A 3,022-nucleotide genomic window follows, 5' to 3' on the forward strand; every position below is an offset into this window, starting at 1 on the left:
GAGGACTGGCCGCACCTTTTGTAGCCATCAAGCTTATTGACCTATGCCTGGTCGGCCTTGGGCTGGCCTGAGGAGAAAAACCATGCACATATTGACAATATTACGCCGCTCTGTGGTTTTTCTGGCGCTTCTGACCATTCTTACGTGCACCTACACTGTGATCGTCACGGCTGCTGGTAAGGCTATGTTTCCTTTCCAGGCAGGAGGCAGCATTATAACAGTTAACGGCAAGACATACAGCACCCTGCAGGGCCAGCCCTTCAACGCCCCCAGGCATTTGTGGGGCCGCCCCGTCAGTGTGGACGTTTCCACTTATTCCGCCAACGGAAAGCCGCTGCTATATGCCGGGCCAAGTAATAAAAGTCCTGCCACCTCAGAATATGCGGAGAACCTGCAAACCCGGCTCGACCATGTCAGAAACGCCCACCCAGAAAAAGTGAGCATGCCCGTGCCAGTTGATCTGGTAACGGAATCTGCCAGTGGGCTTGACCCGCATATTTCGCCCGCCGCAGCAGAATATCAGGCTGAAAGGCTGGCCCGCACCACGGACTTTACGCTTGATGAGGTACACCGTACCATTGTTATGTATACGGAAGGGCGAACCCTGGGACTGCTGGGTGAACCCAGGGTGAATGTGCTCAAGGTCAATCTGGCGCTCGATGGGCTGCTGCCCAATGGGCGCGCTGCTTCGAACGATAGTGATACTTCATCGCAAACCGGGGCCAGGGCGACGACGCCTGTGCGCTAAACCTTTCACCCTTCAGCCAGTTACGGAATAAAACATGGCAGGCAGCTATTCCCGTCCATCCCCAGATGCATTGTTAGCGCAACTGCAGCAAACGGAGTCAGTCAACACTTCGTTTACTGCGGATGCTGAAGCACAGCATGGAGGTTCTTTTTCTCAGCGAGGGTCGCTCAAAATATTTTTCGGTTACGCTGCGGGGGTGGGCAAGACATACGCTATGCTCCGGGCGGCTCACACCGCCGCAGAGCAAGGGCAGAACGTGGTTGTGGGATACGTTGAACCGCATCCCCGGCCTGAAACTACGGCCCTGCTTGATGGGCTAAAAATTGTCCCGCCGCTGATTCTGCACTACCGGAATATGTCGCTCAACGAGCTGGACGTGGACGCAGTGCTGTCCCTCAGACCTGAGATAGCACTCGTGGACGAGCTTGCACATTCTAATGCCGACAATTGCCGCAACCGCAAGCGGTATCAAGATGTGGAAGAGTTGCTGCAAGCGGGTATATCCGTATGGACAACCATCAACGTGCAGCATCTGGAAAGCCTCAATGATGTGGTGGCCGTCATGACTGGCGTTATGGTACGCGAGCGCGTGCCCGACAGCGTGTTTGACAGTGCCGACCATGTGGAACTGGTGGATCTGGAGCCAGACGAACTCATGACCCGGCTGCGCGGAGGAAAAATCTATGCGGAAGCTCAGGTGCAACGCGCACTGGGTCACTTTTTTCTGCCCGCTAATCTCATAGCCCTGCGTGAAATGGCGCTACGGCGCATGGCCGACCGCCTCAACCGGCGGGCAAGACCCGCCGACATAAACGGGCGCGAGACAAAACGGCAAATCAAGGAACATATTCTCATCTGTCTTTCGGGCGCGCCCAGCAACGCCCGCGTCATCCGTACCGCCGCACGCATGGTGGAGGCTTTTCGCGCCGATTTTACAGCCCTTTTCGTGCAAAACGAGTCTGCAAGCCGCAGCAGCGCCAAAAGCCGGAAGGCCTTGCGAGAAAACACGCGCCTGGCCGAAGACCTGGGCGCGAGCATCGTTACCTTGCAGGGCGAGGACATTCCAGCGCAAATTGCCGAATACGCCCGTTTGAGCGGCGTGAGCAAAATTGTAGTGGGCCGTTCCCCAACCAAGGGCTGGTCTTCACGCCGAGGGAAAACTCTTATGGAGCGCCTGGCCGAACTCGCCCCGGAAATGGAAACCTACATTATTCCCGATACAAAAACTGCAGGGGATGGACGGCAGCACAACAGCCCAATGTATATGGCCCTGTGCACACTGCGAAGCACCATTCCGAACTCGTGGCGGCAATGGGCAGTTACCGCACTATTGCTCTCTGTATGCACCAGCGCTGGGATTTTGATGTTTTCACTGGGTATCCCCAACTCCAGCATTGCAGGCTTGTACATGCTGGGCGTATTAAGTGTTTCCATCCTTACCTCAGGGCCATGGTACGGCGTGGCTGCATCCATTTCCGGGGTGGCGCTATTTGATTTTTTGTTTGTAGCGCCACGGTTCAGTTTTACTGTGTACGACTTGGACTATCTGAGTTTATTCATAGCCATGCTCATGGTTTCAGTGGCAACCAGCGCCATTACCGCCCGAGCCAGAAGTCAGGCCCGATACAGCGCAGCCAAGGCACTGCGTACAGAACTGCTTTTAGGCAATAGCCGCAGGATGCAAAAAGCGGCAAATGAAGAAGACATCCTTGCTGAAGCTGCCCGTCAGCTCAGTACCCTTCTTACCTGCGAGACCACGATATACCCCGTACGCAATGGTCGTATAGAACCGGGGATCAGCTTTTCACATGGCATGAATCCAGCCCCCTATCCTGAAAAAAAAACGCACAATGAAACAAAAAAACTTCGTCATGACAAGACGCTAACCGCAGATAAAAGCCAATGGTACGGCAAAGATGAGCAAGCCGTGGCGGAATGGGTTGCGAAAAATGGGCGCCCTGCGGGAGCCGGAACAGATTCTTTGCCCGGTGCACAACGGAGTTTTGTTCCCATCCGAAATCAAACAGAAGTTCTTGCAGTTGCCGCACTGGATTTTCACACTATCCATGCAGGGCCACTTGCGGATGCGGCCAACAAAAATCTTGTATTAGCATTAGCGGGAGAATACGCAATGGCCTTGGAAAAAGAACGCCTTGGCCGCACCAACGCAAAAATTGCCGCCCAAGCCCAACAGGAAAAGCTGCGGGCGGATGTGCTGCGCTCCATTTCGCACGACCTGCGCACACCGTTGACCAGTATTTGCGGCAATGCGGC

At 54.9% G+C, this 3,022-nt stretch carries 2 protein-coding genes; both read left to right on the forward strand.

Annotated features, from left to right (window positions below):
• The first annotated feature begins 82 nt into the window (after positions 1-82).
• Positions 83-748, forward strand: a complete 666-nt coding sequence (locus tag QM579_RS12005; protein ID WP_414999375.1) for a potassium-transporting ATPase subunit C — start codon at positions 83-85, stop codon at positions 746-748.
• A gap of 214 nt (positions 749-962) precedes the next feature.
• On the forward strand, positions 963-3,022 hold a 2,060-nt coding region (locus QM579_RS12010; RefSeq protein ID WP_414999376.1), incomplete at its 3' end, for a DUF4118 domain-containing protein.

This window comes from Desulfovibrio sp., assembly GCF_047607245.1.
GTDB lineage: Bacteria > Desulfobacterota > Desulfovibrionia > Desulfovibrionales > Desulfovibrionaceae > Desulfovibrio.

Coding starts and splice junctions, on each gene's coding strand:
- QM579_RS12005 (WP_414999375.1), top strand. CDS start 83: ATGCACATATTGACAATATTACGCCGCTCTGTGGTTTTTCTGGCGCTT.